Genomic DNA, 7,350 nt, shown 5'->3' on the forward strand with positions numbered 1-7,350 from the left:
AAAGGACTTTAATAATATTATTAATATTATAAGTAAGATGGGAAGTGAACACTTTATGAAAATACTTATTGATTCAAGAGGTGCTAGCTGGTATAGAGGAACTGGAATTGGCACTTATACTCATAACCTTTTAAATGGACTTGTATCTATTGATAAAACAAATGAATATCATTTATTTTGCTCAGGACCAAATTATAAAGATTACCAAAGTGAAAATACAAAAATACTTATGTGCTCAAAAAAACATAAAACTTTTTTTGAAGAATTTTATATGCCAAAATATGCGAATGATAAAAATATTAACATATTCCATATACCTCAAAATGGTATAGGACTATCTGATAACCAAAATACATTAAACATAGCAACAATACATGACCTTATACCATATGTTCTACCTGAAACAACAGGACCTGGTTACCTTAAAAACTTTATAAAAAAAGTTCCACACATAATAGAAGCTTGTGATGGAATACTTACTGTTTCAGAATACTCTAAAAGAGATATCTTAAAATTTTTCCCAAGCTTTCCAAGTGAGAGAATCTTTGTAACACCACTTGCTGCAAATTCTGAATATAAACTTTCCAATAAAATTATGGACTTAAAATCTGTGCAGGAGAGGTTTAATTTCACTGGTGATTATATAATGTATATTGGTGGTTTTAGTCCTAGAAAGAATGTACAAGGACTTATAGAAAGCTTTGATAGAATCTTAAAAAAATTAAACTCTAATACTAAATTACTAATTGTTGGTGGACTAAGAGGTGAAGGACTTAGACTACAAGAACTTGCTTCTAAACTTAAAAATAAAGATAATATTATTTTCACAGGATTTCTTGAAGAAGAATACCTTCCAACAATATATAGTGCCTGTACTTTATTTGTATATCCATCATTCTATGAAGGATTTGGACTTCCACCACTAGAAGCAATGAGCTGTGGAACTCCTGTACTTGCATCTAATCTAACATCAATACCTGAAGTTGTGAAAATAAAAGACTTACTATTTAATCCAACCGATAGTAATGATTTAGAAGATAAACTAATAAATCTATTAAATAATAATTCCCTTAGAGAAACTTATGCTAAAACTTGCTTTGAACTTTCAAAAAACTTTTCTTGGGAGAATACAGCTAAAACAACACTTGATGCTTACGCTCAAATTTATAAACTTGGTAAAAAATAAGAAAGCTCAACAACATTTTGAAGTGTTGTTGAGCTTTTTCATGTTTAAAACTATACATTATTATATACTTTTTTCTTTGAACTCATAAGTATAACCATCAAAATTGCACAAATTCCTGCAAGTAATTTTGAGATAATATACACACCTATATAATCTGGAACTTCTGATGCAACAAACCCAAGTTGCCCACCTAAAACAAATGCTCCACTCACACTAAAAGCACTACACATTATTTTCCCCTTATCATCTAAATTCTCAAAGTTTTGAAAAATAATTATATTACTAATCATTCCTGCAAAAATACTAATAACAGAATCATTATTAACTCCTAAAAGTTTTGCTATTCCTGAAAATATTTTCCCAAAGAATCTAGTTATAACTTCTAAAAATGGATAAGCCCCTGCTAAAAATATACCAATCTTTCCAGCAACAGAAAGTGCATCATTTATAGGAATCATACCTTTAATTAACTCTACACCAAGAATTGAATTAATCCCCATAAGCATAAGCGCTATAAGACTTATCATAAGTATTCCCCTAGAAAAATATGAAAATATCTTTTGAGTAATATGCTCATATTTAAGTATACCTACAATCAAAATTCCAGTTAAAATAAATAAAGGAATTAAATTTACAACCAGACTTTTTAAATCTACACCTAAATATATCCCAGCAAATAATGGAGCAATAGGCATAGTTGCAATTCCATAAATCATTCCCTTAGTTAAGAAACTTGAACTTTCTTTTTTAACAAGACCAAGTGCTAAAGGAACTGAAAAACTAAGAGTTGCCCCAAGTGTTGATGCAATAATAACTCCTGAAACTATGTACATTTCTTCACTGCTTGAAATCTCACTACTTATCCCAAGTGCCCCCATATCAATAGCTAAAAACATAGATGGGAAAACTGAAACGTCCATACCAAATTTTTCACCAATCGGAACAAAGATATTTCTTAAAACTTTACCTATGATAGGTGATATAGCATAAATACCCGTCATAGATAAAACTAAAAGCCCTATTGATTCTATCCCCTCTTTAAACTTTTCACCAAGACCAAACTTATTTCCTAAAATATAATCTACTCCACCCATAAGAAAAAAAATACACATAATAACTAAAATCAACTTTTCCATACCACACTAACCTTTCAACTTAACTTAAACTTTTACTCTCGCAAATATATAACAATCCATATAAACGTCAAATTCTTCATTATAAAGATAATCATTTCTTTCACCTTCTATAACAAAAGAAACTGTATTATAAACATCTATATGTGGTATATTTTCTACGTTAATATTTGCCTCTATCCTATTAAACAAATAAATATTTATTAGTTCCTCTGTTACAACAAACATAGCCTCTTCCATAATTCCCTTATTTATATTCTCTTCTTTAAGTGCAAAAGCTATTTCCCCCTTACTACTAAGTTCTGATATCTCTGATAAGTTTATAATTCCCATACACTCACCTGTTGTCTTATCCTCAACAACCCAAAGAATAGATTCACTATTATAATAACTCTCCCTAACTCCAAAAATTAAATCCTTAGAATCAGCTCTATTTTCAATATACGGAACATTATTATACATATGCAAAAATTGATTATCATAAATTTCTTTAATATCTAAATAGTCACAATCTTTAACTTCTCTAATAAAAAACTTCTCACTCTCCATAGTAGGAAAGCATAAAAATAAATTTGTACTTATTGGCATAAATTTATCATCTCCTCTTAATTTCCTACTATTAAAATATGTAATTTTATATTTAAAGTTGCAAAAAAAGTGTACTAAGAATCCCTAGCACACTAATATTTTAACTATTCTTTTTTTCAAAATACTTTTTGAAAGTTGGTAAATATTCTTTATGAGCTTCTAAAAGTTCATCTAAAACAATTTTTGCAACTTTATCAGATGAAGTAAGTGGATTTCCTGCAAGTGCAAGCAATGCCTTACCATAATTCCCCTCAACTGCTGCTTCAACACTTAATCTTTCAAAAGTTTTGATTTGCTGAACAAGTCCATTAACTCCTACTGGAAGTTTACCTACAACTATAGGCTTTGGACCATCCTTTGTAATAATACATGAAATCTCAACAACTGAATCATTTGAAATACCTTGAATTGCTCCATTATTTCTAGTATCAACTGGTTGAATATCTCTTGTATCATTATAAATTGAAGTTATAAGTCTACAAGCTGCATCACTATAATAAGACCCACCTCTTTTTTCAAGTTGTGGTGGCTTAATAGTTAGATTTTCATCTTTGTAAAGTTCAAATAATTCTTTTTCAATTTCCTTTACAAATTCTCCTCTTGCTTTACCCTTTTTAAACTCATCAATTTCATCTTTTAACATTTCTTCTTTTTGATAATAATATTTATGATAAGGACAAGGCATAACACCAAGCGCTCTTATAAACTCTGCATCCCATTCAAAATCTTTAATATTCTTAACAATCTGTCCTAGCTTACCCTGTGCAATCCCCTCAATAACTTCGGCTTTTACACTCTTTCCATCTACATACATATCCATTCCATAAACCATATGATTAAGACCTGCAAAATCAACTCTAACTCTGCTATGGTCAACATCCATAATACTTGCTACAGCCTTTTCCATTCCAATTGGAACATTGCAAAGACCTATAACTTTTTTATTAATACCATATCTAACAAGAGCTTCTGTAACCATTCCTGCTGGATTAGTAAAGTTTATCATCCAAGCATTTGGGCAAAGTTCTGCCATATCTTTATCAATATCAAGAATAACAGGAATAGTTCTAAATGCTTTAAGCATTCCACCAGCTCCATTAGTTTCCTGACCAATCATTCCATGAGATAATGGAATACTCTCATCTTTAATTCTTGCATCTAAAAGTCCAACTCTAAGTTGAGTTGTAACAAAATCTGCATCCTTTAAAGCTTCTCTTCTATCAAGAGTTAAATGAATCTCCATAGGAACTCCAGCTTTTTTAACCATTCTCTTTGCAAGTGCTCCAACAATTTCAAGCTTTTCTCTTCCCTCTTCTATATCAACAAGCCAAAGTTCTTTTATTGGAAGAACATCATATCTTTTTATAAATCCCTCAACAAGTTCAGGTGTATATGATGAACCGCCCCCAATTGTAACTATCTTAATGCTATTTTTCATTTATTTTACCCCACTAACTACTTACTTAAGTTTAAAACCGAATTTACTCCAAGGCTGAATATAATCAAGAAGGAAAATTTCTTCTTCTACAATATGCCCTACAACATTAGTTTTACCATGATTCTTCATATCTTTTAATGCAACTTGAAGTTCACCTGCATATCTTGAATATAAGTCTGAATCTATTAATATGTCCCCTCTTTTAATATCTGGTGTATTATAAGGTGGGAAAGCTGTTCCTTTGTACTTAACTCTACTTTGAGTACTTCTAGCCATATATTCTGAGTTATCTCCTCTATTATAGTGGAACTCATCTAAAACTATAATCTTCTCTGTTTCATTAATTTCATCCTCAAGTTCTACAGTGAACTCAAGCATTTCTTTATTTAATTCACTTAAAGCTTTTAATTCTTCTTCGCTTGCAAATGAATTAGCTATTATAACATCATCAATCATCTCTGTAGCAAATAAATGTTTAGCTTGTACAATTATAGACATATCTCTATGCTCTTCTAAAGTACATAATCCTTCTGAAACTGGCCATGGACCAAATTTAGCTGTTGGTGAGTTAACAAAAGCAGCAGTTTTAACTCCAAATCCTTTAAATTGCTCACTACACTTTATAAAGTGGTCATATGATAATCCTGTATAAACATGTGGGTAAAAATTATGACACCCATAAATATTTTGAAGATTAGCCTTATATGAAAGTATATTATCAACATACTTAGTACCATTACTAACATTAAGTTCTATCTTTAATCCATGCTTATTATAAGACATTATTGCCTCTTCACTTCCACTAAACCCCATATCAAGTCTAATTCCTGAAAGCCCCATATCCTTAAATACTTTTAAATCTGTAATTGATGCTCCAAGTGTATTAAAAACTGTTGGATCAAGGTCAGCTATAACTTCCATTCCATGTTTATTCGCAACATCAACCATTGCCTTAAACTCTGCAACTATTTCTTCTACTTCCTTATCAGCAGCTGATAAAAGACATGTAAATATTCTTTCGAACCCATATTTTGCAGCAAGTTCTATATACTCTATATTTTCCTCAATAGATGTGTGGTTTGGATATACTGATATACCAAGTCTTTTCATTTCTAAATCCCCCTAAAATAAATATATTTATATATTAAACTAAAATATTTTCCTTATTATAAATATAATACGCACCCTTTGCTGGTGATATATCTTCATCTATAAATGAAATTATATTAGCTTTTTCTCTAACATAAGCCTCATAAGTTTCTCTAACTAATTTAGATTTTTTAACAACTCCACCAACAAGCCCTACTGAGCACTCATTAAAACCAAGTTTATTAAATACCTGAACAGTTGTTTCCCCTAAAAGTTTTCCCTCTTCTACCATAATTGAAATTGACTTCTCGTCCCCTTTTTCAGCAAGTTCTGAAACAATTTGTGCAAGTTGTGCTATTTCATCCTTTGTAGATGAATAAACAAAACCTATAACATCATCAACTTTATCTATATTTAAAGCTTCTAAAAGCTTAATTGATAATGCACCATGCTCTAAATTGTTATCATTCTCATAAATCATATTTTTGATTCCTTCAATAGAAATCTTATAAGCAGAACCTTCATCACCTAAAAGATGACCCCAGCCACCTGCTTTCCATTGCTTATCTCCATTAATACCAAAAGCAATTGAACCAGTTCCTGCAATAGTTAATATTCCATTTTCACCTTTTAATAAGGCTTTAAGTGCAAGTTCACTATCATTCATAATAATTGAACTTACTTCAAATTCTTTCTTTATAGCTTCAAAAACTATGTTTCCATTATCTGAAACTTCTGAACCTGCAAGACCTAAATAAATCCCTTGTACCTGATCTTTTGAAAACTTCTTAAAAACACTATTTAGACCATCTAAAATATTTTTAACAGCTTCCTCTTTACCATTAACAAGGTTTCCAAATCCAGTTAATACAGACATAAGTTTATTACCTTTTAAATCATAAGCAACAGTTTCAGTTTTAGTTCCTCCACCATCAACGCCAATAACATACATCATACAAATTCACCCCTCTTAAAATTAAACTGAAATTTTTATCTATTTATAGACAATAAACCCTAATGGCAAATACCATTAGAGCCTAATCTAGCTAATAATTAGCTTATTCTTGAATATATCTCAACTATTTCAATTGCAAGATCTTTAACAGTCATTGATGTCATTAAATGATCCTGTGCATGTACTAATAATAGTGAAACCTCAGCTTTATTTCCAGCTGCTTCATTTTGTATTAAAGTTGTTTGTGAATGATGTGCTTCTCCAAGTTGTGCAGCTGCCTTTTCGATTAACTCTTTAGCGCCTTCTACATTTCCCTCTTTAGCTAATTGGATTCCCTCCATACAATAGCTTCTAGCCTCTCCACTGTACATAATAAGATTCATGATAATTTCTTCCATTTCAAACTCTCCTTTACCCCATTCTTTTATTTTTCTTCTATTAAATCAAGTGCATATTTTAAAACTTTAGCTCCGTTCATAGTACCGTAATCAACTGTATTTATAACACTTACTGGTACTCCATTTGCACTAAATTCCTCTTTTAATTTATTTAATAAGAACCTAACTTGAGGTCCTAAAAGTAATACATCAAATTCTTTATCATAATCATTAATCTCAGTTTCAGCAATTGCATTTATAACGCAATCTATTTCCTTTGCTTTAGCTGAAATCCTCATTTTTGAAACTAATAAAGAAGTTGACATCCCTGCTGAACAAACTAATAATATTTTTTTCATAAATAAATTCCTCCTAAATATTATTAAGCCCAATTGTATACACTAATTATTATAAGCAATTCATATGCCAAAAAAACTTTTTAATAAAACTAACTGAATTACTCATTTTTCAAGTTTTTTTTAATTTAACTTTATACTTTTGAACAAAAATTTATATACACATATATACACATGATAAAATTTAATAAAATACAAGTTTTATCTATACAAATATATGTTTATTAA

At 30.1% G+C, this 7,350-nt stretch carries 8 protein-coding genes; 1 reads left to right on the plus strand and 7 read right to left on the minus strand.

Features of this window, described 5'->3' with window-relative positions; genetic code table 11:
* The first annotated feature begins 55 nt into the window (after positions 1 to 55).
* Positions 56 to 1,186: a glycosyltransferase family 1 protein gene (locus Q0V15_RS01590; RefSeq protein WP_297435332.1), complete on the plus strand. Its 1,131-nt coding sequence runs from the start codon at positions 56 to 58 to the stop codon at positions 1,184 to 1,186.
* A gap of 50 nt (positions 1,187 to 1,236) precedes the next feature.
* Here Q0V15_RS01590 and eutH read toward each other — a convergent pair whose 3' ends face one another.
* The 7 genes from eutH to Q0V15_RS01625 form a co-directional block, all read right to left on the minus strand.
* Entirely contained in the window at positions 1,237 to 2,322 is a 1,086-nt protein-coding gene (eutH, locus tag Q0V15_RS01595) for an ethanolamine utilization protein EutH (protein WP_297435334.1), read from the minus strand.
* A gap of 24 nt (positions 2,323 to 2,346) precedes the next feature.
* A complete protein-coding gene (locus Q0V15_RS01600; protein WP_297435336.1) occupies positions 2,347 to 2,907 on the minus strand; it encodes a GNAT family N-acetyltransferase in 561 nt (186 codons plus the stop codon).
* 100 nt (positions 2,908 to 3,007) lie between these two features.
* Positions 3,008 to 4,345: a 6-phospho-beta-glucosidase gene (locus Q0V15_RS01605; RefSeq protein WP_297435338.1), complete on the minus strand. Its 1,338-nt coding sequence runs from the start codon at positions 4,343 to 4,345 to the stop codon at positions 3,008 to 3,010.
* A 21-nt stretch (positions 4,346 to 4,366) separates the two neighbouring features.
* The gene (locus Q0V15_RS01610) at positions 4,367 to 5,455 is read right to left on the minus strand and encodes a DUF871 domain-containing protein (RefSeq protein WP_297435339.1); all 1,089 of its coding nucleotides are present in this window, start codon (positions 5,453 to 5,455) and stop codon (positions 4,367 to 4,369) included.
* Positions 5,456 to 5,489: 34 nt separating this feature from the next.
* The gene (locus tag Q0V15_RS01615; protein ID WP_297435341.1) at positions 5,490 to 6,389 is read right to left on the minus strand and encodes an N-acetylglucosamine kinase; all 900 of its coding nucleotides are present in this window, start codon (positions 6,387 to 6,389) and stop codon (positions 5,490 to 5,492) included.
* Between the two features lie 98 nt (positions 6,390 to 6,487).
* Positions 6,488 to 6,787 (minus strand): PTS lactose/cellobiose transporter subunit IIA, encoded by a 300-nt coding sequence (locus Q0V15_RS01620; protein ID WP_297435343.1) that lies wholly within the window; start codon positions 6,785 to 6,787, stop codon positions 6,488 to 6,490.
* Positions 6,788 to 6,813: 26 nt separating this feature from the next.
* The gene (locus tag Q0V15_RS01625) at positions 6,814 to 7,125 is read right to left on the minus strand and encodes a PTS sugar transporter subunit IIB (protein WP_297435345.1); all 312 of its coding nucleotides are present in this window, start codon (positions 7,123 to 7,125) and stop codon (positions 6,814 to 6,816) included.
* Positions 7,126 to 7,350 lie beyond the last annotated feature (225 nt).

The sequence above is a fragment of the uncultured Clostridium sp. genome, from assembly GCF_947036855.1.
Taxonomy (GTDB): Bacteria; Bacillota; Clostridia; order Clostridiales; family Clostridiaceae; genus Sarcina.

Excerpts from the sequence above, each read along its gene's own strand:
- Q0V15_RS01590 (WP_297435332.1), top strand. The coding sequence starts at position 56 with ATGAAAATACTTATTGATTCAAGAGGTGCTAGCTGGTATAGAGGAACT.
- eutH (WP_297435334.1), bottom strand. The coding sequence starts at position 2,322 with ATGGAAAAGTTGATTTTAGTTATTATGTGTATTTTTTTTCTTATGGGT.
- Q0V15_RS01600 (WP_297435336.1), bottom strand. The coding sequence starts at position 2,907 with ATGCCAATAAGTACAAATTTATTTTTATGCTTTCCTACTATGGAGAGT.
- Q0V15_RS01605 (WP_297435338.1), bottom strand. The coding sequence starts at position 4,345 with ATGAAAAATAGCATTAAGATAGTTACAATTGGGGGCGGTTCATCATAT.
- Q0V15_RS01610 (WP_297435339.1), bottom strand. The coding sequence starts at position 5,455 with ATGAAAAGACTTGGTATATCAGTATATCCAAACCACACATCTATTGAG.
- Q0V15_RS01615 (WP_297435341.1), bottom strand. The coding sequence starts at position 6,389 with ATGATGTATGTTATTGGCGTTGATGGTGGAGGAACTAAAACTGAAACT.
- Q0V15_RS01620 (WP_297435343.1), bottom strand. The coding sequence starts at position 6,787 with ATGGAAGAAATTATCATGAATCTTATTATGTACAGTGGAGAGGCTAGA.
- Q0V15_RS01625 (WP_297435345.1), bottom strand. The coding sequence starts at position 7,125 with ATGAAAAAAATATTATTAGTTTGTTCAGCAGGGATGTCAACTTCTTTA.